The sequence below is a fragment of the Pseudomonas xantholysinigenes genome (assembly GCF_014268885.2).
Lineage (GTDB): Bacteria > Pseudomonadota > Gammaproteobacteria > Pseudomonadales > Pseudomonadaceae > Aquipseudomonas > Aquipseudomonas xantholysinigenes.
The window spans coordinates 1,114,491-1,135,032 of sequence record NZ_CP077095.1 but is presented as its reverse complement, the minus strand read 5'-3'; the positions used below and the strand labels follow the sequence as shown (position 1 = coordinate 1,135,032).

Sequence of the window (20,542 nt, the reverse complement as noted above, 5' to 3'; positions counted from 1 at the left end):
CCTACGGGAATCACGCCGAGCCAGGATCCGCGCCGCTTCTGTACCCGCTGGCCATGCCGGCGAAGGGCCTTGATGCCCCCGAATGGATCATGCCGCACCCATTTGGCACAGCTTCTGCAAAACCCTTCTCAAGCTGCGCCCTTGAGCGCGCTCCACAAAAACAACGAGAAGGTATCCCCTGATGGATAACGCCAGCACTCTGCCCACCGGGGCGGCCGTTGCACCCGCCGCGGAAAAATCCACCGCCAGCCGCCTCAAATCGATCTTCAGTGGTTCCATCGGCAACATGGTCGAATGGTACGACTGGTACGTCTACGCCGCATTCTCACTGTACTTCGCCAAGGCCTTCTTCCCCGCTGGCGACACCACCGCGCAACTGCTCAACACCGCCGCGATCTTCGCCGTGGGCTTCCTGATGCGCCCGATCGGCGGCTGGCTGATGGGCCTGTATGCCGACCGCAAGGGCCGCAAGGCAGCGCTGATGGCCTCGGTACTGCTGATGTGCGCCGGCTCCCTGGTGATCGCCTTGACCCCGGGCTACGAGACCATCGGTGTCGCCGCCCCCGTTCTGCTGGTGGTTGCCCGCCTGATGCAGGGCCTGTCGGTGGGGGGTGAATATGGCACTTCGGCCACCTACCTCAGCGAGATGGCCAGCAAGGACCGCCGTGGCTTCTTCTCCAGCTTCCAGTACGTGACCCTGATCTCTGGCCAGCTCATCGCCCTGGCGGTGCTGATCATCCTGCAGAACGTGCTGACTACCGAGGAGCTGTATGCCTGGGGCTGGCGCGTGCCGTTCGTGATTGGCGCGCTGTGCGCGGTGGTCGCGCTGTACCTGCGCCGTGGCATGGAAGAGACGGCATCCTTCACCAAGAAGGAAAAGTCCAAGGAAAGCCTGATGCGCACCCTGATGCGCCACCCCAAGGAACTGCTGACCGTGGTCGGCCTGACCATGGGCGGCACCCTGGCCTTCTACACCTACACCACCTACATGCAGAAGTACCTGGTCAACACCGTGGGCATGAGCATCAGCGACTCGACCACCATCTCGGCCGCCACGCTGTTCCTGTTCATGTGCCTGCAACCGGTGATCGGCGGTCTGTCCGACAGGATCGGCCGACGCCCGATACTGATCGCCTTCGGCGTGCTCGGCACCCTGTTCACCGTGCCGATCCTCAGCACCCTGCACACCATCCAGACCTGGTGGGGCGCGTTCTTCCTGATCATGGCGGCGCTGATCATCGTCAGCGGCTACACCTCGATCAACGCAGTGGTGAAGGCCGAGCTGTTCCCCACCGAGATCCGCGCCCTGGGCGTCGGCCTGCCCTACGCGCTGACCGTGTCGATCTTCGGCGGCACCGCCGAGTACGTGGCCCTGTGGTTCAAGAGCAACGGCATGGAGACCGGCTTCTACTGGTACGTCACCGGCTGCATCGCCTGCTCGCTGCTGGTGTACGCGACCATGAAGGACACCAAGCAACACTCGCGGATCACCACTGACTGACCCGCTGGCGCAACAACGATAAAGGGGCGCTCCGTTCAACGAGGCGCCCCTTTTTTGCTTCTGCTCAGGACATTTCTGCCACGCGCTGCGGTTCACGACGCTGGTAGTAAGTTGCCATCAGTACCAGCACCAGCAGCACCCCGCCGAGCACCATCGACGAGCCGACCGTGCCGAAGTCCAGGCCGCCTTTTTCGTGCGACTTGGTCAGCACATCGCCCAGGGTCGCGCCGAATGGACGGGTCAGGACGAAGGCGATCCAGAACAGCACCACGCCGGAGATCCTGGTCCAGTAGCGGGCCGCCGCCACCAGGGCAATGGCTGCGCCGATCAGCAGCGCGCCACCGGCGAAGCCCAGCCCGGAATCATCCGCCAGGTAGTCGCCCAGGGCGGTGCCGAGGGTGTTGGAGAACAGGATCGCCACCCAATAGAACAGCTCGCCAGCACGGTTGCGAATACGGTTGACGTCCAGCGGATTGCCGCTCAGGCGCCATAGGGCAAAGGTCAGTAGCAGGATGCCGATGAGGATCGCCGAGCCGGTGGCATAGCCAAGGCCCAGGGTGCGGTCCATGAAATCGGACATGGTGGTGCCGGCCGTGCTGGTGGAGAGGATCACCAGCCAATACAGCAGCGGATGATAGCGGCGCGAGTAGAGCTGGGTGACCAGGGTGGCCAGGAACACGCTGATCAGTAGCAGCGAGCTCATGGCGTAGCCGATGTCGAGGGTCATCGACAGCAGGTCGCCGGCGGTCTCGCCAAGGGTGGTGGCGCAGATCTTCATGACCCAGAAGGCCAGGGTGATTTGCGGGAGTTTGTTCATTGTTGTGCCGCTCCAGGGTTAGGTGCGGCGATGGTGAACAGCCAAGGCTGAAAAATCGGTTGGAGGCGTATGAAAAATACGTTGATCAAGCGCGATGAATGGTTGTGGCCGTTAATTGCCCATTAATGGCCAGCACGGATGCTGTGAGCCTGTAGAAGAGCACTCGGTCATTTCGGCAACGGTAGCGCCCCCTTGACGAGACGATACCCACACCCCAATACATCTATTTAATAGATTATTTAACGCTGATATTTGCGCTTTTTAATCAAAATTATCGGCGTAACATTCAACCCATAGCAACAACGAACTCAACGAATCCACTGGAGCAACGACCATGAAAAACAAACTGATCCTTACCCTGGCCTTCTCGGTGCTGGCCACCGGTGCTTTCGCGGAAGATGGCTTCGACCGCACCAATGCCCACAGCTTTGCTGCCGCACAGAGCCAATCGGTGAACTACGCAGAAGATGGTTTCGACCGCACCAATGGCCAACGCTTTGCCGAAGACGGTTTCGACCGCACCAACGGCCAACGCTTCGCCGAAGACGGTTTCGACCGCACCAACGGCCAGCGCTTCGCAGAAGACGGTTTCGACCGTACCAACGGCCAACGCTTCGCCGAAGACGGTTTCGACCGCACCAACGGCCAACGCTTCGCCGAAGACGGTTTCGACCGTACCAACGGCCAACGCTTCAGCTGATCCGCGATGCACACCCCCCAGCCCGGCACTTGCCGGGCTTGAGCATTTTCAGCCGGGCCAAGGCTTGGCACACTAGACGCCTCGTCCTCCACCAGGAAGGGCCTCACGGCCTTGCTCAGATGTACTACTACGAACCCGCCAAAGGCCACGGCCTGCCCCACGACCCCTTCAACGCCATTGTCGGCCCACGCCCCATCGGCTGGATTTCCAGCCACGACCGTGAAGGCCGCCTGAACCTGGCGCCCTACAGTTTCTTCAACGCCTTCAACTACATTCCGCCGATCATCGGTTTCTGCAGCGTCGGGCGCAAAGACAGCCTGAACAACATCGAGCAGACCGGCGAGTTCGTCTGGAACCTGGCCACCCGCCCGCTGGCCGAGCAGATGAACCAGAGCTGCGCCGCGGTGGCTGCGGATATCGATGAGTTCGCCCTCAGCGGCCTGACCCCAAGCGCGTCGCGGGTGGTCGCCGTACCCCGGGTAGGCGAGAGCCCGGTGAGCTTCGAGTGCAAGGTCAGCCAGATCGTCCAGCTCAAGCGCGCCGACCAGGAATTGGTGCCGAGCTGGCTGATCCTCGGCGAGGTGGTGGCCGTGCACATTGCCGAACACCTGCTCAAGGACGGTATCTACGACACTGCCGCCGCCGAACCGATCCTGCGCGGTGGCGGCCCGGCGGACTACTTCGCCCTGGGCGAGCTGTTCAAGATGACCCGCCCGCAAGCCTGATTCAGAACAACAGCTCACCTTCCTCGCCCACGCCTTGCAGGCGCGCGAGTTCGGCACTGGCGGCCTCGTCGGCCGCCAGTGCACTGTTGAAGACCTGGCCATCGAGGACCTTGTGGAAACGCGGCGCGCCGCCCATGCCCAGGGCCTTGACGGCGATCGCCGCGTGGTAGCCGCCGCCTTCCACCGGCACCATCGCCGACACCGCTTCGAAGTGGGGGAATTCTCTACGTGCCATGCTGCACTCCGCCTGATTGATCGAGGGGCGGCATTCTACACACTAAGCGAAGGTGTGAAGGTCCAGGCTGCTGACCACCTGCTGCTGGACCAGTTCGCCAAACACATCCAACGTCGGCGAGGCGAAATAGCCGCTCATCGCCTGCTGGTCGCGCCAACTGCCACTGAGTAGCCACAGGTCGGCATCGACCTGCGAACGCTGCACACTGAAACTCAGGCAGCCAGGCGCCCGCAACGAAGGTTCGAGCAAGTCACGCAGGCGCACGCCAAGCTCCGCTGAACGACCGTTGCTGGCACGGATGAACGCCAGGTGAGTGACCGGTTGCTGATGGGCCATGAACGATCTCCTTGAAGCGAAGGGGCGATAACCAGGCTGCCAAGGTTAGGCGCCACCCCGCGCGCAGCGTTAGGCCATTACTGCCGGGCGATTGCCTGATCCTGTCGCGCGGCAGGATCAGGCAATCGCCCGGCAGCTTTTGACTAGCGCCCGGCATTGCCCAAACCTATGCTGCGCAGGTCAAGAGGAAACCCGCCATGACCCTGTCCCCGCCCTTCGACCCGACTCTGGAACCCCAGCGCCAGGCGCTGGCCACGCTGATCCAGCGCCACGCCGGCGAGCCCCACGGCCCGGCCTCGGCCATCGACGACCTGTACCTCACGTGCTACCAGGAAGAAATTCGTGGCATGCCCGCCCTGGCCCAACCGGCGCTGTGCATCCTGGCCCAGGGCAGCAAGACCCTGATCCTCGGGGATGAGCACTACGCCTACGACCCCTTGCACTACATGGTGGTGTCGGTGACCTTGCCGATCAGCGGCGCGCTGCTCAAGGCCAGCCCGGAACAACCGGCACTTGCCTTGCGCCTGGATATCGACCCCGCGCAATTGAGCCAGCTGATCGCCGAAAGCAGCCCGATGATGGTGCCCAACCGCCCTTCGGGGCGTGGCCTGTACGTGGAGAAGAGCGACCCGCCGCTGCTCGATGCGCTCATTCGCCTGGTCCAACTGCTGGACTCGCCGCGGGATATCCCTATCCTCGCGCCACTGATCCGTCGCGAGATCTTCTATCGCCTGCTGCGTGGCCCCCAGGGGCATCGCCTGTATGAAATTGCCCTGGCCAACAGCCAGACCCACCGGGTGTCCCAGGCCATCGCCTGGCTCAACCAGCATTACCAGCAGCCACTGCGCATCGAGGACCTGGCCCGCGAGGTCAATCTCAGTACCTCGACACTGCACCACCGGTTCAAGGCGGTGACCTCGATGAGCCCATTGCAGTACCAGAAGCAACTGCGCCTGCAGGAGGCGCGGCGGTTGATGCTCAATGACGGGCTGGAGGCGGCGGTGGCGGGGTATCGGGTCGGGTATGAAAGCCCGTCGCAGTTCAGCCGCGAATACAGCCGCCTGTACGGCGCCCCGCCGATCCGCGATGTCGCCAGGCTGCGAGCGCAAGCAGGCTGATAACCTCCCTGTGGACGCCAGCCTTGCTGGCGTCCACAGGGTTTTGACCTACCCCTGTACCGCTGCCTGCCATTGGCGTTGATCCACCTGGATCAACGTCGGCCCCTGGCGTTCCACCGCCCGCCCCAGCGCCGCCTGCAACTGCGCCACGTCGGCGACATCCTCGGCCGCCGCTCCCAAGGCCCGCGCCACGCCTATGAAATCCGGAGTATGAATCTCCACCCCAACGGGCTCGATGGCCCGGTTGACCATGTATTTCTTGATTTCCTCATACCCCTGGTTGTTCCACAGCAGCACGATCAGCGGCACCTGCGCCTCCACCGCGCTGGCCAGCTCCGGCAAGGTGAACTGCAAGCCGCCGTCGCCGATCAGGCACACCGTGGGTGCTCGGTCAGCACGCACCTCGGCACTGCCCAACCAGGCGCCCATGGCCGCCGGCAAGGCATAGCCCAGGGTGCCGTAGCCGGTCGAGGCGTTGAACCAGCGACGTGGCCGGGCCATGTCCAGGGTCAGGTTGCCGGTGTACACCGGCTGGGTCGAATCACCAACCAGAATGGCATTGGGCAGCGCCGCCAGGATGCTGGTCAGCAGGCGCGTCTGGCTGAGGGTCGGTTGATCCCAGGTGGCCGCGTTGTCGGCCCGCAAACGGGCGGCGCGGGCCGCGCCCCAGCTAGACTCGCGCGGTGGCTGCGGCTGCATCGCCAGGGCCACCAGCAGGGCCTCGAGCGCCTGTTCGGCATCCGCCACCAGGGCCAGCTCCGGCAAGTAGTTGCGCACGGTCTGGTCGGGGTCGATATCAATGCGCAGCAGGCTGCCGGGGATCTCGAAGCCCCCCTTGAACGTCACGTCGTAGTCAGTCTCGGCCAGCTCGGTGCCGATAGCCAGCACCACATCGGCCTCGGCCACCAGCGCGCGGGTGGCCGGCAGGGTCTGGGTCGAGCCGATCTGCAACGGATGGCTCGCTGGCAGCAGGCCCTTGGCATTGATGGTCAGGGCCACTGGTGCCTGCAGATGCTCGGCCAGACGGGCAAGCGCAGGGCCAGCAGACAAGGCACCGCCACCGGCAAGCAGCAACGGCCGCTGGGCCTTGGCCAGGCGCGCGGCCATCTGCTGCACCGCCAGCGGCGCGGCCCCGGCGCGAGCGGTACGCACCGGGCGGGCGGCCAGCAAGTGATCGGCCTGCTCGACCAGCACATCCAGCGGTATCTCGATATGCACCGGACGCGGCCGCGCACCGTCGAACACGGCGAAGGCGCGGGCCAGCACCTGCGGCAGGTCATCGGCGCTCATAAGGGTCTGCGAGAAGGCTGCTACACCCGCCACCAAAGCGGACTGGTTGGGCAACTCGTGCAACTTGCCACGCCCGCCGCCGAGTTGGTCGCGGGATTGAACGCTGGAAATCACCAGCATCGGAATCGAGTCGGCGTAGGCCTGGCCCATGGCCGTGGTGATGTTGGTCATGCCCGGCCCGGTGATGATGAAGCACACCCCGGGCTTGCCACGGGTGCGCGCGTAACCATCGGCCATGAATCCGGCGCCCTGCTCGTGGCGCGGCGTGACATGGCGGATCGACGAGGCCGCCAGGCCACGGTACAGCTCGACGGTATGCACACCAGGAATGCCAAAGACATGATCGACGCCATAGTCTTCGAGGAGTTTGACCAGCACTTCGCCGCAGGTTGCCATTATCGAATACCCGATTCTTGTTGAAATCGCTGCTCATGGAAACAACTGTCGGCTACCGCCACAATGCAAAAAATCACATACTAGCCATGACCTGAAAACATGGCTTACCAACATGAAGCGCTTGCCTCCCCTGCCGGCCTTGCACACCTTCCTGATCACCGCCCAGTGCTGCAATTTCACCCGTGCCGGGCAGCAGTTGCACATCAGCCAAGGCGCCGTCAGCCGGCAGATCGCCGCACTCGAGGCGCACCTGGGCTATGCGCTGTTCCAACGCCAGGCAAGGGGCCTGGCGCTGACCCGCGAAGGCCAGGACTGGCTACCGCGAGTGCAGCAGATCTTTGCCTTGATCGAGCAAGGCGTACGTGAGGTGGGCGGCCGCAGCGCCACCTTGCAATTGAAGGCGCCCACCTGTGTGATGCGCTGGTTGTTGCCACGCTTGATGGAATGGCAGGCGCTGCGCCCGGATGTGCCGGTGGAACTGACCACCACGGTGCAACATGGCGTGGACTTTCGCCGCGAAGGCTTCGATGCCGCCGTGGTGTACGGTGCCGCGCCCAATCATGGGCTGCAGGTGCGCAAATTGTTCGACGAACAGCTGACACCCGTCTGCGCACCGTCGCTTGGCCAAGGGCCAATGCAGTTGCAGGACTTGACGCGGCAGATGCTGTTGCACCCCTCGCGCGACGAGCATGACTGGCGGTTGTGGTTGCAGGCGGCCAGTGCCGGATTCGAGCCCCAAGGGCCGAAACAGCACTTCGAGACGCTGGACATGGCGATGGCCATGGCGTCCCAAGGGACGGGAATCGCCATCGGCGACTTTGCGCTGATTGGCGATGATCTGCACGCTGGCCGGTTGTGCATGCCGTTCGCACTTAAGGTGACGACCGGGAAGGGGTATTACCTGGTGAGCCCGTCGAAGACCATGCCCACGGGGTTGGTCGAGTTGATGGAGTGGCTGCAGGCACGAGCCTCAAGCCTTGCGCAATCCCTGTAGGAGCGGCCTTGTGCCGCGAAAGGGCCGTGCAATGGCCCCAGGATGTCAGCATTTACGCCAAGATCGCCGGGACCGCGTTGCAGCCCTTTCCGACCGGTCCGACGCCTCGGCAAGGCCGCCCCTACAAGTACCGCGGTGGACTCAGTAGCCCACAGTGAACCGTGCCCGCGAATGCGCCGATTTCTCCAGCTCGTCGAGCATGGCGATCGCATAATCGGCAAAGGTGATCCAGCTTTTGCCATCGGCGCCGATCAGCAGGTGATCCTTGCCCAAGGTGTAATGCCCGGTGCGCTCACCCTCGACGAACTCCGCCGATGGAGACAGGAAGGTCCAGTCCAGCCCGGCCTCCTGGCGCAGCGCCTCGAGAAAACGCACCCCGGCGCTGGCCTCGGCCTTGTAGGCCTCGGGGAAGTCCGGGCTGTCGATCACCCGCTGCCCGGAGGGCAGCAGCAGGCTGCCGGCGCCCCCCACCACCAGCAGGCGCTTGACCCCAGCCGCCTTGACCGGCGCGATGATCGCCTGTGGCTCAATGGTGGCGAAATGCGCCGCGCTGAGCACCGCGTCGCAGCCGCTCACCGCCGCCTGCAGGGCGGCGCTGTCCTTGGCGTCCAGGGCCTTGACCGTCACCCCTGCGCGGCCTTGCAGCGGCGATGGATCACGGGCGATGGCGACCACGCTGTGACCCCGACGCAGGGCTTCTTCCAGCAACTGGCTGCCGGCGCGCCCGGTGGCGCCGATGATTACGATCTTGCTCATGGGAAACACTCCAACAGGTTGAAAGGGGTTACCACTTCATCTCGCCCTTGGCGACCTTGGCCCCCAGCTCCAGGGAGCTTTCGTCGGCCAGGCCGGGGTAGCGCTTTTTCATCGCCGCGATCAGGGCGTCGGCATTGGCAGCTTTCGCGGCCTCGGCATCGAAATCACGAATGTAGCCGGCGGTAAAGCGCACGGCGTCCAGCGAACGGCTGCTGTCACCCAGGTAATGACCCGGGATCACGGTGCGCGGCGCCAGCTGTTCGATCTTGCCCAGGGTGCTCAGCCAGTCGGCATGGGATTGCGCGGTCTGGGTGTCGGCCATCCACACATGGATGTGCTCGGAAACCACCACGCCACCGACCACGGCCTTGATCGAGGGAATCCAGACGAAGCTGCGATCCGGCTGCGGGCCGTCCAGCCCCACGACCTCCAGGGCCTGGCCTTCCAGCTCCAGGCGATTGCCGGCGAGCACCTGTGGGACCACCAGCCTGGCCGGTTTGTCAGCGCCCATCTGCGGCCCCCAGTAGGCCAGTTTGGCATCCATGGTCTGGCGAATGTGCTCGACGGTCGCGGCGGATGCGACCACCCGGGCCTTGGGGAACGCCTGGGTGAGGGTGTCCAGGCCAAAGTAGTAGTCCGGGTCACCATGGCTGATGTAGATGGTAGTCAGCTGCTTGCCACCCGCGCGCAGGCGCTCGACAACCTGCTCGGCCTGGGCCTTGCCGAACTGGGCATCGACCAGGATGGCGTCATGGGCGCCACTGACGATGACCGAGCTGACCGGGAAGATGGCCGCGTGGCCAGGGTTGTAGACATCGAGCTTGAGGGGTTCGGTGGCCATGGCCTGGCCAGCCAGGGTGACGCAGGCCAACAACAGGCCACGCAGCGGGGTGAAAAGCGACATTGGGGCAATCCTGTGTGTGGGAACGATGGAGCCAAGCTTAGTTGCCCGAACCAATACAAAAAATGCGATGCTGCGACATAGTTTGTTTCTGAAAGCGGGCAAATCATGGATCGTCTGAACGCCATGCGCGTCTTCGTCACCGTCGTCGACCTCGGCAGCCAGTCGGCCGCGGCCGATCACCTAGGGCTTTCGCGGCCAGTGATCTCACGTTATCTGGCAGAACTGGAAGACTGGGTCGGCGCACGCCTGATGCAGCGCACCACGCGCAAGCTCAGTCTGACCGCCGCCGGGCAGGAAACCCTGCCGCGCTGCCGGCAGATGCTGGAACTGGCCGGCGACCTGCAGAGCGCCGTGCGCCAGCCCGATGCCGCGCCCCGTGGCGAGCTGCGCATCAGTGTCAGCACCTCGTTCGGCCAGGCACAGCTGGTGGACGCCCTGGCCGCCTATGTAAAGCGTTATCCCGGGGTAAAGGTGGAATTGCAGATGCTCGATCGCACCGTCAACCTGGTGGAGGAACGCATCGACCTGGCAATCCGTACCAGCAACGACATCGACCCCAACCTGATCGCCCGGCGCCTGAGCGTGTGCCGCTCGGTGATCTGCGCCAGCCCCGCCTACCTGCGCGAGCACGGCACGCCCGCGCGGGTCGAGGAACTGAGTCGGCACAACTGCCTGACCCATGCCTACTTCGGCCATGGCCTGTGGCACTTCGACGTGGACGGGCAGCACATTGCCGTACCGGTGCAGGGCAATATCAGCGCCAACGAAGCCATGACCCTGCAGAAGGCCGCACTGGCCAGCGCGGGCATCGCCATGCTGCCGACCTATCAGGCCGCCGCGGCGCTGCGCAGTGGCGAGCTGGTCCGGCTACTGCCCATGGCCAAGCCACAGGAGCTGACGCTCAACGCGGTGTACACCTCGCGCAAGCACATGCCGGCAACCCTGCGCAGCATGCTGGACTTCCTGGCGCAGCGCTTCGCCGATGAGCCCGCCTGGGACCAGGGTCTCGGCCTGTAGGAGCCAGCCTTGCTGGCGAACCAGGCACCGCGCTAGACGTCGATCACTCCTCGACGCTCATGTACTCCTTGGCCCAGCGGATGTAGTCCTCGGGCTGGGTGTAAGTGTGCGAGAGCTCGGTGGCGCCGAGGTTGTCCGACTTGTGTTGCTGACCACGCTGCTGACGCAGGCAGTCGTAGGTGGCCTTGATCGCGGCGAAGTAGGCGGCATGGCCATCGACCACGATACGCACGCCCAGACGCGCCAGGCGCTCGTCGTCGCGTAGGTTGGGGTTGGCGTAGGTGACCAGCATCAGCGGCACGCTCAGGTGCTCGCTGATTTGCTCGAGCTGCTCGAAATCCTTCACCCCCACCATGCAGATGCCGTCGGCACCGGCCTTCTGGTAACTCTGGGTGCGGACGATGATCTCCTCGGTGGTCAACACACCGGCGTTGGTCCGGGCGATGATCGCCAACGCCGAATCGACCCGCGCCTCCAGTGCCGCGCGAATCTTGCCGACACCCTCCTCGACCGAGATCAGGTCGGTGGACTTGCGGCCGAACTGGGCGGGCAGCAGGGTGTCCTCGATGGTCAGCGCGGCGACGCCGGCGCGCTCCAGTTCGATCACCGTGCGCATCACGTTGAGTGCGTTGCCATAGCCATGGTCGGCGTCGGCGAGCACCGGCAACTGGGCGACACGGCCAATGCGGGTGGCTTGCTCGACGAACTCGCTGAGGGTGATCAGGGCGAAATCCGGTGCGGCCAGCACCTGCAACGAGGCGACCGAACCGCCGAGGATGCCGACCTCGAAGCCCAGGTCGGCGGCGATGCGCGCGGACATGGGGTCGAAGACCGACGCGGTGTGATAGCACGAACCGGACGCGAGCAGTTCGCGGAAGGCAAAACGCAGATCGTGGTGGGAAGCCTTGGGCATGATCACTCCGCTGGGAATAAGAAATGTAGAACGGCTGACAACCGACCCCTGGTTCGGGTCTACCTGACTGTTCCAACCGTCGCCATCTGGGCGGTCATGCTCGACATGCAGGCAGAGGAATAGAAGGTGTGGACATACAGCGACGCGAAACCCTGCGGCAAAACGCTGCACCATGCTGGTGCAAGCCCCGGATTTCAGCCTCTGCGGCCCGGCCACGATAGCACGGGGCCAAGCAGCGCTGGATGAATGCGCCAATGCCGATCTTGCATAGGGGATGCATTTAGTACATAGGGAGCTATCTAACTCAGGTTACAATCCGCAACACTTAAGCCCGCCTAAACCTCACCCGCCATGACCACCAAGGACCCCCAGTGACCGCCGCCCTGCCCTCCACCGTTCTGCGTCGTGTCCTGACCGCCCTGATGCTGGCGATCTTCCTCGGCGCCCTCGACCAGACCATCGTCGCCGTGTCCATGCCGGCGATTTCCGCGCAGTTCGACGATGTCGGCCTACTGGCCTGGGTCATCTCTGGCTACATGGTGGCCATGACCGTCGCCGTGCCGATCTATGGCAAGCTCGGCGACTTGTATGGCCGGCGGCGCATGATCCTCACTGGCACCGCCGTGTTCACCCTGGCATCGATCGCCTGCGCCCTGGCCCAGGACATGCCACAACTGGTACTGGCCCGGGTACTCCAGGGCATCGGCGCTGGCGGCATGGTCTCGGTAAGCCAGGCGATCATCGGCGACTACGTGCCGCCCCGCGAACGCGGTCGCTACCAGGGCTATTTCAGCAGCATGTACGCCCTGGCCAGCGTCGCCGGGCCGGTGTTGGGCGGCTGGCTGACCGAGTACCTGTCCTGGCGCGGAGTGTTCTGGATCAACCTGCCGCTGGGGCTGGTCGCCCTGTGGGTGATCCACCGGGCGCTGGAGGGGCTGTCGGCACCGCGCCGCGCGGCGCAGGTGGACTACCTCGGCGCGCTGTTGATGATCATCGGCCTGGGCAGCCTGCTGCTGGGCATCACCCTGGTCGGCCAGGGACACGCCTGGCTGTCGTCGCCGGTGCTGGTGCTGCTGGCCTGCGCCCTGCTCGGCCTGCTGCTGTTCGTGGCCCATGAACGGCGCTGCCGCGAACCGCTGCTGCCACTGAGCCTGTTCGGCAACCGAGTGGCGGTGTTGTGCTGGTGCGTGATCTTCTTCGCCAGCTTCCAGTCGATTTCACTGACCATGCTCATGCCCCTGCGTTACCAGGGCATCACCGGCGCCGGCGCCGACAGCGCCGCGCTGCACTTGCTGCCGCTAGCCATGGGCCTGCCCCTGGGCGCCTTCACCGGTGGACGCATGACCAGCCGCACCGGGCGCTACAAGCCACAGATCCTGTTCGGCGCGTTGCTGATGCCGCTGGCCATCGCGGCCATGGCGTTTACCCCACCACAAGCCGGCTGGCTGAGCGCCCTGTTCATGTTGCTCACGGGCATCGCGTGCGGCTTGCAGTTCCCCACCTCACTGGTGGGCACGCAGAATGCGGTGGCGCTGCAGGAGATCGGCGTGGCCACCAGCACCACCAACCTGTTCCGTTCGCTGGGCGGGGCAATGGGCGTGGCCTGCATGTCCAGCCTGTTGCTGGCGCTGCTGCACCAGGGCGGCTTCGAGCTGCTGGGCAACCCGCTGCTGGGCAGCCTCAAGGCCGGTGAGGCCGATCCGTTGACCCAGGCGCGCCTGCTGGAGACGTTCCGCCAGCTGTTGCTGGCCAGCGCCGGGGCTTCGCTGATTGGCTTGCTGGCGGCATTGGCCCTGCCAGACAGGCAACTGCGTGGGCGCTGATGCCTGGCCCGCCTCGATCCCAGCCCCAAAATTGGCGCTCGACTTTGGCTCGCCGGGGTCGCGTTGCGACCCTTTCCGACCGGTCCGACGCCTCGGCAAGGCCGCTCCTACAGGACTGCGCAGTCCTGTAGGAGCGGCCTTGCCGACGCGCCGGCGATCTTGAGACTTAATCCCTGCTTAACGCGTTGGGGAAACACTCCCTAACAATCCTTCACAAACTGTCATTTGCGCAAACCGGGGCTCAAGCGCAGCATGTCCAGCCCGGTATCGACCCATTTTTCCGCATCGCCCAGCAAGTCGAAGCTGTCCGGCAGCAACAGCCAACGGCCGATCAAGCCATCGACATAGGCAAACATCGCCACGGCGGCCCGCTCGGGATCCAGGTCGGCGGGCAACTGGCCACGACGCACGGCGTTGCCCATGGTCAACGCGATGCCCTGGTGGCAATCGCGCACGGCATTTTGCCGCTGCTGGCGAATCTCGCACATGTCGTCGGTGAACTCGCACTTGTGATGCAGGATTTCGTTGATACGCCGGGTCCGGGCATCGAGCACCAGCTCGCGGAACACTTGCAGCAGCAAGGTGCGGATACAGCCCAGCGGGTCGAGTTCATCCTCGCTCTCGCCGGCCTGGGCCAGGTGGTCATGGGTTTCGTGCAGGCTGTCGAGCAACGCCTGCACCAGTTCGGCCTTGTTGCTGAAATGCCAGTAGATCGCACCGCGGGTCACCCCGGCGAGCTCGGCGATTTCAGCCAGGGTGGTACGCGCAACCCCGCGCTTGTAGAAGGCCTTCTCCGCCGCCTCGATAATCTGGGCGCGGGTTTCCTGGGCTTCTTCTTTGGTTCGACGGACCATGGCAGTACAACCTCATCAGGCCCCGCACGCTCACGTGGCGGGCGGGAATCAGGCCGGGGTCGCCTCTTTCAGGGCCTCTCCCGGGTAAATGTGGATGATCCGCGGCGGCGATTCGCGACGCGCTTGCGGTATTTACAAACAACCATGAATGTAAGTATATTCCTTAGCAAGCTATTTATCCACCGGATAGCGTTTTTCTGACAAGACTCTTCCACTATATTCTTGAGCTCCCCTGCTCCTGCGACCCGAGGATCCTCATGCAATTCAAGCCAGCCTTATCCGCCCTGGTTTCTGCCGTGGCTTTGGCAACCCTGCTCAGTGGCTGTAAGAAAGAAGAAGCAGCGCCCGCGCCGCAGGCTCCTCAGGTCGGCGTCGTCACCGTGCAGCCCCAAGCCTTCACCCTCACCTCGGAACTGCCGGGGCGCACCAGCGCCTACCGGGTCGCCGAGGTCCGGCCACAGGTCAACGGCATCATTCTCAAGCGCCTGTTCAAGGAAGGCAGCGACGTCAAGGAAGGGCAGCAGCTCTACCAGATCGACCCTGCCGTCTACGAAGCCAACCTGGCCAACGCCCAGGCCAACCTGCAGGCCACCCGCTCGCTGGCCGAGCGCTACAAGCAGCTGATCGACGAACAGGCCGTCTCCAAACAGGAATACGACGACGCCAATGCCAAACGATTGCAGGCCGAGGCGGCGCTCAAGAGTGCCCAGATCGACCTGCGCTACACCAAGGTGCTGGCGCCGATCAGCGGTCGCATCGGCCGCTCGGCGTTCACCGAAGGCGCGCTGGTGAGCAATGGCCAGGCCAACGCTATGTCCACCATCCAGCAACTCGACCCGATCTATGTCGACGTCACCCAGTCCACCGCCGAGCTGCTCAAGCTGCGCCGTGATCTGGAAAGCGGCCAACTGCAGAAGGCCGGCGACAACGCCGCCCAAGTGCAGCTGGTGCTGGAAGATGGCAGCCTGTTCAAGCAACAGGGCCGCCTGGAATTCTCCGAAGTCGCGGTCGACGAGACCACCGGCTCCGTGACCCTGCGCGCGATCTTCCCCAACCCCGACCACACCCTGCTGCCTGGCATGTTCGTGCATGCGCGGCTCAAGGCCGGGGTCAACGCCAACGCCATCCTGGTCCCGCAACAGGGCGTGACCCGCGACCTCAAAGGCGCGCCGACCGCGCTGGTGGTCAACCAGGAAAACAAGGTCGAACTGCGCCAGCTCAAGGCCAACCGGACCCTGGGCAGCGACTGGCTGATCGAGGAAGGCCTGAACCCGGGCGACCGTCTGATCACCGAAGGGCTGCAGTTCGTGCGCCCAGGTGTCGAGGTCAAGGTCAGCGAAGCCACCAACGTCAAGAAACCGGGCAGCCCCGATCAGGCCAGCGCGGCGAAAGCAGACGCCAAAGCGGAGTAAACCATGTCGAAGTTCTTTATCGATCGCCCGATCTTCGCCTGGGTGATCGCCCTGGTGATCATGCTGGTCGGCGCCCTGTCGATCCTGAAGCTGCCGATCAACCAGTACCCGAGCATCGCGCCGCCGGCCATCGCCATCGCCGTGACCTACCCGGGCGCCTCGGCGCAGACGGTGCAGGACACCGTGGTGCAGGTGATCGAGCAGCAACTCAACGGTATCGACAACCTGCGTTATGTGTCCTCGGAAAGTAACTCCGATGGCAGCATGACCATCACCGCCACCTTCGAGCAGGGCACCAACGCCGACACCGCGCAGGTCCAGGTGCAGAACAAGCTGAACCTGGCCACCCCGCTGCTGCCGCAAGAGGTGCAACAGCAAGGTATCCGCGTCACCAAGGCAGTGAAGAACTTCCTGCTGGTGATCGGCCTGGTGTCCGAAGACGGCAGCATGACCAAGGACGACCTGGCCAACTACATCGTCTCCAACATGCAGGACCCGATCTCGCGGACCGCCGGCGTGGGTGACTTCCAGGTGTTCGGTGCTCAGTACGCCATGCGTATCTGGCTCGATCCGGCCAAGCTGAACAAGTTCCAGCTGACCCCAGTCGATGTGCGCACCGCGGTCTCCGCGCAGAACGTGCAGGTGTCCTCCGGCCAGCTCGGCGGCCTGCCGGCCCTGCCGGGTACCCAGCTCAACGCCACCATCATCGGCAAGACCCGCCTGCAGACCGCCGAGCAGTTCGAAAAGATCCTGCTCAAGGTCAACGCCGACGGCTCCCAGGTGCGCCTGAGCGACGTGGCCACGGTTGGCCTGGGTGGCGAGAACTACGCCATCAGCGCGCAGTACAACGGCTTCCCGGCCTCGGGCCTGGCGGTCAAGCTGGCCACCGGCGCCAACGCCCTGGATACCGCCAAGGCATTGCGCCAGACCATCGCCGACCTGGAGCCGTTCTTCCCGCCAGGGGTCAAGGCGGTGTTCCCGTATGACACCACCCCGGTGGTCACCGAATCGATCAGCGGCGTGATCCACACCCTGATCGAAGCCGTGGTCCTGGTGTTCCTGGTGATGTACCTGTTCCTGCAGAACTTCCGCGCCACCATCATCACCACCATGACCGTGCCGGTGGTGTTGCTCGGGACCTTCGGCATCCTCGCCGCCGCCGGCTTCAGCATCAACACCCTGACCATGTTCGCCATGGTCCTGGCCATCGGCTTGCTGGTGGACGACGCCATCGTCGTGGTGGAGAACGTCGAGCGGGTGATGTCCGAGGAAGGGTTGCCACCCAAGGAGGCGACCAAGCGCTCCATGGAGCAGATCCAGGGCGCCCTGGTCGGTATCGCCCTGGTGCTGTCGGCGGTACTGCTGCCAATGGCCTTCTTCGGCGGCTCCACCGGCGTGATCTACCGCCAGTTCTCGATCACCATCGTCTCGGCCATGGGCCTGTCGGTACTGGTCGCGCTGATCTTCACCCCGGCCCTGTGCGCCACCATGCTCAAGCCGCTGAAGAAGGGCGAGCACCATGTGGCCAAGGGCGGCTTCTTCGGCTGGTTCAACCGCAACTTCGACCGCAGCGTCGTAGGCTACGAACGCAGCGTCGGCACCATCCTGCGCAACAAAGTGCCCTTCCTGCTGGCCTATGCGTTGATCGTGGTCGGCATGATCTGGCTGTTCGCCCGCATCCCCACCGCGTTCCTCCCGGAAGAAGACCAGGGCGTGCTGTTCGCCCAGGTGCAGACCCCGGCCGGCTCCAGTGCCGAACGCACCCAGGTGGTGGTCGACCAGATGCGCGAGTACCTGCTCAAGGACGAAGCCGATACCGTTTCGTCGGTGTTCACCGTCAACGGCTTCAACTTCGCCGGTCGCGGCCAGAGCTCGGGCATGGCGTTCATCATGCTCAAGCCTTGGGGCGAGCGCTCGAAGGAGAACAACGTGTTCGCCCTCGCCCAGCGCGCGCAGATGCACTTCTTCGGTTTCCGTGACGCGATGGTGTTCGCCTTCGCCCCGCCTGCGGTACTCGAACTGGGTAACGCCACCGGCTTCGACGTGTTCCTCCAGGACCGCGCCGGCGTCGGCCACGAGAAGTTGATGGAAGCGCGCAACCAGTTCCTGGCCAAGGCCGCGCAGAGCAAGATCCTCAGCGCCGTGCGCCCGAACGGCCTGAACGACGAGCCGCAGTACCAGCTGACCATCGACGACGAACGCGCCAGTGCCCTGGGCGTGACCATCGCCGACATCAACAACACCCTGTCGATCGCCCTGGGCGGTAACTACGTCAACGACTTCATCGACCGTGGTCGGGTCAAGAAGGTCTACATCCAGGGCGAGCCAAGCGCGCGGATGAGCCCGGAAGACCTGCAGAAGTGGTACGTGCGCAACGGCGCGGGCGAAATGGTGCCGTTCTCCTCCTTCGCCAAGGGCGAATGGAGCTACGGCTCGCCGAAGCTGTCGCGCTACAACGGCGTGGAGGCCATCGAAATCCTCGGTACCCCGGCGCCTGGCTACAGTACCGGTGAGGCCATGGCCGAAGTCGAGCGCATCGCCGGCGAACTGCCAAGCGGCATCGGCTACTCCTGGACCGGCATGTCCTACGAGGAAAAACTCTCCGGCTCGCAGATGCCGGCGCTGTTCGCCCTCTCGGTACTGTTCGTGTTCCTCTGCCTGGCAGCGCTGTACGAAAGCTGGTCGATCCCGATCGCCGTGGTGCTGGTGGTGCCGCTGGGTATCATCGGTGCGCTGATCGCCACCAGCCTGCGCGGGCTGTCCAACGACGTGTACTTCCTGGTCGGCCTGCTGACCACCATCGGCCTGGCGGCGAAGAACGCGATCCTGATCGTCGAATTCGCCAAGGAACTGCACGAGCAGGGCCGCAGCCTGTACGACTCGGCCATCGAGGCCTGCCGCATGCGTCTGCGCCCGATCATCATGACCTCGCTGGCGTTCATCCTCGGCGTGGTACCGTTGACCATCGCCAGTGGCGCCGGCGCCGGCAGCCAGCACGCCATCGGCACCGGGGTAATCGGCGGCATGATCAGTGCGACCGTGCTGGCCATCTTCTGGGTACCGCTATTCTTCGTCGCAGTGTCGTCGCTGTTCGGCAGCAAAGAGCCGAAAAAAGACGCCACCCCTGAAACTCCACGTTATGAGGCTGGGCAATGACCAAGTCTTTGTTGTCCCTTGCGGTAACCGCGTTCATTCTCGGCGGCTGCTCGCTGATCCCCGACTACCAGGCGCCGGAGGCGCCGGTAGCCGCGCAGTGGCCGCAAGGCCCTGCCTACTCGCCGACCGAGTCGGCCAACGTCGCCGCCGCCGAGCAGGGCTGGCGCCAGTTCTTCCACGACCCGGCGCTGCAGCAACTGATCCAGACCTCGCTGGAGAACAACCGCGACCTGCGCGTCGCGGCGCTGAACATCGACGCCTACCGCGCCCAGTACCGCATCCAGCGCGCCGACCTGTTCCCGGCCGTGTCGGCCAATGGCAGCGGCAGCCGCCAGCGGATGCCGGCGAACATGTCGCAGACCGGCGAGTCGAGCATCTCCAGCCAGTACTCGGCCACTCTGGGTGTCAGCTCCTATGAGCTGGACCTGTTCGGCCGCGTCCGCAGCCTGACCGAACAAGCCCTGGAAACCTACCTGTCCAGCGAGCAGGCGCGCCGCTCCACGCAGATCAGCCTGGTGGCCAGCGTGGCCAACGCCTACTACACCTGGCAGGCCGACCAGGCCCTGCTCAAGCTGACCGAAGAGACGCTGAAAACCTACGAAGAGAGCTACAACCTCACCCGCCGCAGCAATGAAGTGGGTGTGGCCTCGGCCCTCGACCTGAGCCAGGCGCGCACCGCCGTGGAAGGCGCCCGGGTCAAGTACTCGCAGTACCAGCGCCTGGTCGCCCAGGACCTCAACAGCCTGACCGTGCTGGTCGGCACCGGGGTGCCGGGCAACCTGCCCAAGCCGCTGGAGCTCAACGCCGACCAACTGGCCGAAGTGCCAGCGGGCCTGCCGTCCGACATCCTCCAGCGCCGTCCGGACATCCAGGAAGCCGAGCACCTGCTCAAGGCGGCCAACGCCAACATTGGCGCAGCGCGCGCCGCGTTCTTCCCGAGCATCAGCCTGACCGCCAACGCCGGGACCCTGAGCCCGGACATGGGCGGCCTGTTCAAGGGTGGTTCGGGCACTTGGCTGTTCCAGCCGCAGATCAACCTGCCGATCTTCAACGCCGGCAGCCTGAAGGCGAGCCTGGACTACTCGAAGATCCAGAAGGACATCAACGTCGCCAAGTACGAAAAGACCATCCAGACCGCCTTCCAGGAAGTCGCCGATGGCCTGGCCGCGCGCAAGACGTTCGAAGAGCAGTTGCAGGCCCAGCGCGACCTGGTCGCCGCCAACCAGGACTACTACCGCCTGGCCGAACGCCGCTACCGCATCGGTATCGACAGCAACCTGACCTTCCTCGATGCCCAGCGCAACCTGTTCAGCGCCCAACAGGCCCTGATCGGCGACCGCCTGTCGCAGTTGGTCAGCGAAGTGAACCTGTACAAGGCCCTCGGCGGCGGCTGGTACGAGCAGACCCAGCAGCAGGCCGCGATCCAGACGCCGAAAGGCTGATTGATCCAGCATCAGCATCAAGCCCACCCTCGCGGTGGGCTTTTTGTTTCCTGGCTGACTGTCAGGGCCCTTTCGCGGGTAAACCCGCTCCCACAGGGGCAATGCAAGGCCCTGTAGGAGCGGGTTTACCCGCGAAAGGCCAGCACGGCCTAC

The 20,542-nt window shown here is 64.5% G+C and carries 18 protein-coding genes; 10 read left to right on the top strand and 8 right to left on the bottom strand.

What is annotated here, in order from left to right; translation table 11 throughout:
* Window positions 1–181: 181 nt before the first annotated feature.
* Window positions 182–1,501: an MFS transporter gene (locus tag HU772_RS05220; protein WP_186659274.1), complete on the top strand. Its 1,320-nt coding sequence runs from the start codon at window positions 182–184 to the stop codon at window positions 1,499–1,501.
* A 64-nt stretch (window positions 1,502–1,565) separates the two neighbouring features.
* Here the strand turns inward: HU772_RS05220 and HU772_RS05215 are convergent, their stop codons facing one another.
* Entirely contained in the window at window positions 1,566–2,318 is a 753-nt protein-coding gene (locus HU772_RS05215) for a COG4705 family protein (RefSeq protein ID WP_186659276.1), read from the bottom strand.
* Window positions 2,319–2,652: 334 nt separating this feature from the next.
* Here HU772_RS05215 and HU772_RS05210 point away from each other — a divergent pair, with 334 nt between their 5' ends.
* Both HU772_RS05210 and HU772_RS05205 read left to right on the top strand, forming a co-directional pair.
* Window positions 2,653–3,018, top strand: a complete 366-nt coding sequence (locus HU772_RS05210) for a heme utilization protein (protein ID WP_186659277.1) — start codon at window positions 2,653–2,655, stop codon at window positions 3,016–3,018.
* A gap of 119 nt (window positions 3,019–3,137) precedes the next feature.
* Window positions 3,138–3,743, top strand: a complete 606-nt coding sequence (locus tag HU772_RS05205; protein ID WP_186659279.1) for a flavin reductase family protein — start codon at window positions 3,138–3,140, stop codon at window positions 3,741–3,743.
* Between the two features lies 1 nt (window position 3,744).
* Here HU772_RS05205 and HU772_RS05200 read toward each other — a convergent pair whose 3' ends face one another.
* Together HU772_RS05200 and HU772_RS05195 are read right to left on the bottom strand one after the other, a co-directional pair.
* Window positions 3,745–3,978 carry a hypothetical protein gene (locus HU772_RS05200; protein ID WP_186659280.1) on the bottom strand — a complete coding sequence of 78 codons (234 nt, stop codon included), beginning with the start codon at window positions 3,976–3,978 and terminating at the stop codon, window positions 3,745–3,747.
* A gap of 42 nt (window positions 3,979–4,020) precedes the next feature.
* Window positions 4,021–4,314 (bottom strand): putative quinol monooxygenase, encoded by a 294-nt coding sequence (locus tag HU772_RS05195; RefSeq protein ID WP_186659281.1) that lies wholly within the window; start codon window positions 4,312–4,314, stop codon window positions 4,021–4,023.
* Window positions 4,315–4,511: 197 nt separating this feature from the next.
* On the opposite strand from HU772_RS05195, the gene HU772_RS05190 reads away from it, so the two are divergent.
* Window positions 4,512–5,432 (top strand): AraC family transcriptional regulator, encoded by a 921-nt coding sequence (locus HU772_RS05190; RefSeq protein WP_186659282.1) that lies wholly within the window; start codon window positions 4,512–4,514, stop codon window positions 5,430–5,432.
* Between the two features lie 48 nt (window positions 5,433–5,480).
* Here the strand turns inward: HU772_RS05190 and HU772_RS05185 are convergent, their stop codons facing one another.
* Window positions 5,481–7,118 (bottom strand): 5-guanidino-2-oxopentanoate decarboxylase, encoded by a 1,638-nt coding sequence (locus tag HU772_RS05185; protein ID WP_186659283.1) that lies wholly within the window; start codon window positions 7,116–7,118, stop codon window positions 5,481–5,483.
* A 112-nt stretch (window positions 7,119–7,230) separates the two neighbouring features.
* Here HU772_RS05185 and HU772_RS05180 point away from each other — a divergent pair, with 112 nt between their 5' ends.
* Window positions 7,231–8,112, top strand: a complete 882-nt coding sequence (locus tag HU772_RS05180) for a LysR substrate-binding domain-containing protein (protein ID WP_186659284.1) — start codon at window positions 7,231–7,233, stop codon at window positions 8,110–8,112.
* Window positions 8,113–8,253: 141 nt separating this feature from the next.
* Here the strand turns inward: HU772_RS05180 and HU772_RS05175 are convergent, their stop codons facing one another.
* Together HU772_RS05175 and HU772_RS05170 are read right to left on the bottom strand one after the other, a co-directional pair.
* Complete coding sequence (locus tag HU772_RS05175) at window positions 8,254–8,868, bottom strand: NAD(P)-dependent oxidoreductase (protein WP_186659285.1); 615 nt, start codon at window positions 8,866–8,868, stop codon at window positions 8,254–8,256.
* A gap of 28 nt (window positions 8,869–8,896) precedes the next feature.
* Window positions 8,897–9,772: an MBL fold metallo-hydrolase gene (locus tag HU772_RS05170; RefSeq protein WP_186659286.1), complete on the bottom strand. Its 876-nt coding sequence runs from the start codon at window positions 9,770–9,772 to the stop codon at window positions 8,897–8,899.
* A gap of 105 nt (window positions 9,773–9,877) precedes the next feature.
* Here HU772_RS05170 and HU772_RS05165 point away from each other — a divergent pair, with 105 nt between their 5' ends.
* A complete protein-coding gene (locus tag HU772_RS05165) occupies window positions 9,878–10,789 on the top strand; it encodes a LysR family transcriptional regulator (RefSeq protein WP_186659287.1) in 912 nt (303 codons plus the stop codon).
* A gap of 43 nt (window positions 10,790–10,832) precedes the next feature.
* Here HU772_RS05165 and HU772_RS05160 read toward each other — a convergent pair whose 3' ends face one another.
* Window positions 10,833–11,702: an isocitrate lyase/PEP mutase family protein gene (locus HU772_RS05160; RefSeq protein ID WP_186659288.1), complete on the bottom strand. Its 870-nt coding sequence runs from the start codon at window positions 11,700–11,702 to the stop codon at window positions 10,833–10,835.
* A gap of 371 nt (window positions 11,703–12,073) precedes the next feature.
* Here HU772_RS05160 and HU772_RS05155 point away from each other — a divergent pair, with 371 nt between their 5' ends.
* Window positions 12,074–13,525, top strand: a complete 1,452-nt coding sequence (locus tag HU772_RS05155) for an MDR family MFS transporter (RefSeq protein WP_186659289.1) — start codon at window positions 12,074–12,076, stop codon at window positions 13,523–13,525.
* A gap of 221 nt (window positions 13,526–13,746) precedes the next feature.
* Here the strand turns inward: HU772_RS05155 and HU772_RS05150 are convergent, their stop codons facing one another.
* A complete protein-coding gene (locus tag HU772_RS05150) occupies window positions 13,747–14,379 on the bottom strand; it encodes a TetR family transcriptional regulator (RefSeq protein ID WP_186659290.1) in 633 nt (210 codons plus the stop codon).
* A 257-nt stretch (window positions 14,380–14,636) separates the two neighbouring features.
* Between HU772_RS05150 and ttgA the strand changes: the two genes are divergently transcribed.
* Genes ttgA through HU772_RS05135 form a run of 3 tightly spaced genes read left to right on the top strand, consistent with a single transcriptional unit; the run spans window position 14,637 to window position 20,389 of the window.
* The gene (gene ttgA, locus HU772_RS05145; RefSeq protein ID WP_186659292.1) at window positions 14,637–15,791 is read left to right on the top strand and encodes a toluene efflux RND transporter periplasmic adaptor subunit TtgA; all 1,155 of its coding nucleotides are present in this window, start codon (window positions 14,637–14,639) and stop codon (window positions 15,789–15,791) included.
* 3 nt (window positions 15,792–15,794) lie between these two features.
* A complete protein-coding gene (ttgB, locus tag HU772_RS05140) occupies window positions 15,795–18,947 on the top strand; it encodes a multidrug efflux RND transporter permease subunit TtgB (protein ID WP_186659294.1) in 3,153 nt (1,050 codons plus the stop codon).
* Window positions 18,944–20,389 carry an AdeC/AdeK/OprM family multidrug efflux complex outer membrane factor gene (locus HU772_RS05135; protein WP_186659295.1) on the top strand — a complete coding sequence of 482 codons (1,446 nt, stop codon included), beginning with the start codon at window positions 18,944–18,946 and terminating at the stop codon, window positions 20,387–20,389. Before ttgB ends, HU772_RS05135 begins: the two co-directional genes overlap by 4 nt.
* Window positions 20,390–20,542: the final 153 nt, after the last annotated feature.

Bases quoted from the DNA above. Each gene is read 5' to 3' on its own strand.
- HU772_RS05220 (WP_186659274.1), top strand. From the start codon at position 182: ATGGATAACGCCAGCACTCTGCCCACCGGGGCGGCCGTTGCACCCGCC.
- HU772_RS05215 (WP_186659276.1), bottom strand. From the start codon at position 2,318: ATGAACAAACTCCCGCAAATCACCCTGGCCTTCTGGGTCATGAAGATC.
- HU772_RS05210 (WP_186659277.1), top strand. From the start codon at position 2,653: ATGAAAAACAAACTGATCCTTACCCTGGCCTTCTCGGTGCTGGCCACC.
- HU772_RS05205 (WP_186659279.1), top strand. From the start codon at position 3,138: ATGTACTACTACGAACCCGCCAAAGGCCACGGCCTGCCCCACGACCCC.
- HU772_RS05200 (WP_186659280.1), bottom strand. From the start codon at position 3,978: ATGGCACGTAGAGAATTCCCCCACTTCGAAGCGGTGTCGGCGATGGTG.
- HU772_RS05195 (WP_186659281.1), bottom strand. From the start codon at position 4,314: ATGGCCCATCAGCAACCGGTCACTCACCTGGCGTTCATCCGTGCCAGC.
- HU772_RS05190 (WP_186659282.1), top strand. From the start codon at position 4,512: ATGACCCTGTCCCCGCCCTTCGACCCGACTCTGGAACCCCAGCGCCAG.
- HU772_RS05185 (WP_186659283.1), bottom strand. From the start codon at position 7,118: ATGGCAACCTGCGGCGAAGTGCTGGTCAAACTCCTCGAAGACTATGGC.
- HU772_RS05180 (WP_186659284.1), top strand. From the start codon at position 7,231: ATGAAGCGCTTGCCTCCCCTGCCGGCCTTGCACACCTTCCTGATCACC.
- HU772_RS05175 (WP_186659285.1), bottom strand. From the start codon at position 8,868: ATGAGCAAGATCGTAATCATCGGCGCCACCGGGCGCGCCGGCAGCCAG.
- HU772_RS05170 (WP_186659286.1), bottom strand. From the start codon at position 9,772: ATGTCGCTTTTCACCCCGCTGCGTGGCCTGTTGTTGGCCTGCGTCACC.
- HU772_RS05165 (WP_186659287.1), top strand. From the start codon at position 9,878: ATGGATCGTCTGAACGCCATGCGCGTCTTCGTCACCGTCGTCGACCTC.
- HU772_RS05160 (WP_186659288.1), bottom strand. From the start codon at position 11,702: ATGCCCAAGGCTTCCCACCACGATCTGCGTTTTGCCTTCCGCGAACTG.
- HU772_RS05150 (WP_186659290.1), bottom strand. From the start codon at position 14,379: ATGGTCCGTCGAACCAAAGAAGAAGCCCAGGAAACCCGCGCCCAGATT.
- ttgA (WP_186659292.1), top strand. From the start codon at position 14,637: ATGCAATTCAAGCCAGCCTTATCCGCCCTGGTTTCTGCCGTGGCTTTG.
- ttgB (WP_186659294.1), top strand. From the start codon at position 15,795: ATGTCGAAGTTCTTTATCGATCGCCCGATCTTCGCCTGGGTGATCGCC.
- HU772_RS05135 (WP_186659295.1), top strand. From the start codon at position 18,944: ATGACCAAGTCTTTGTTGTCCCTTGCGGTAACCGCGTTCATTCTCGGC.